This window comes from Photorhabdus antumapuensis (assembly GCF_020387775.1).
Classification (GTDB): domain Bacteria; phylum Pseudomonadota; class Gammaproteobacteria; order Enterobacterales; family Enterobacteriaceae; genus Photorhabdus; species Photorhabdus antumapuensis.
This window is the reverse complement of the sequence record NZ_JAHZMK010000080.1, coordinates 1-1,079: the sequence shown is the minus strand read 5'-3', so window position 1 is coordinate 1,079 and position 1,079 is coordinate 1. Positions and strand designations below refer to the sequence as shown.

Annotated in this window: 1 protein-coding gene; it reads right to left on the bottom strand. The window is 34.2% G+C overall.

What is annotated here, in order from left to right; translation table 11 throughout:
• Positions 1 to 138: 138 nt before the first annotated feature.
• Positions 139 to 921: an endonuclease/exonuclease/phosphatase family protein gene (locus KZ793_RS21715; RefSeq protein ID WP_225817175.1), complete on the bottom strand. Its 783-nt coding sequence runs from the start codon at positions 919 to 921 to the stop codon at positions 139 to 141.
• Positions 922 to 1,079 lie beyond the last annotated feature (158 nt).

Sequence of the window (1,079 nt, the reverse complement as noted above, 5' to 3'; positions counted from 1 at the left end):
GTTTTCAGTTAAGAATAAAAATTTACAATAAATTAATAATGATATAATATTTTTCAGTCATAAAGTTATATCTTTTTTATAAATTAAATAAAAATTTAATTCATAAAAAATAAACGAATATATTCTTATAATAAAGAATTAATAAAAATTCACAACAAGAGGATTATGATCGGAGGCATCAGTAGGTATCACAATAGCATTGGCTATATTCAACTCTCGGTAAAAAATAAAATCTAAAGGTCTACCAAACGCGATTGTTCGATAATCATCAGTAAAAGATACTTCTTCAAGGTGTAAATATCTGGTAAAACGTTTTAAAGCATTTAATCGTTGCTTACTCCATGCATTAAAGTCACCAGCCATAATTACCGGACCATTATGTAAACGAACATGAGCACCAATATTATTCAACTGGCGGCTATACACATCCACACCAAAACTGAAATTTATCGCATGCACATTAATAACCATTAACTGACGATTATCCTGTAAAAGATAAACAGTGATGAGAGCGGATTTAGATAAACGTAAAAGAGGCTCTTTCTCTCTCAATGGACAACAATAGACAGGATGAGAAGTTGCTAACGTCATCACACCAGAGGGGTGTTGTGGTAATAGAAATGCAGGAACTTGATCAGCTATCAGGTAATTTGAGGTAGCAAATTCAACTAAATCAGGGGTTGTCTGCGCTTCTTGTAATAAAATCAACTGGCTTTCATTAGTCAGCTCCTTCAGAACCTTTCGCCATGAAGGACGCTGCTGTTTATAGATATTCCATACAATAACCCTAAGCTCATTTGTACCAGTGATCAAAGGAGTACCTACAGGTAATGTATTCCCAATCTGATGAGCCGACATAGGAAAGACTCGTTCAACAGGTTGCCCTGCGACATATCTTATTGCATAGGTTTTCTTTACCACGTGAAAAACCTCTTAAATACAGAATAACTATAAATACTATCCGATTCTATCAAATGTAATAAGGTAATTATTGATTTTAATATTTATAAACGACAAAAAACCCTGAGATTTCTCTCAGGGTTTCTCTGGAAATTAAGTGGCGGTGCGGACGGGGCTCG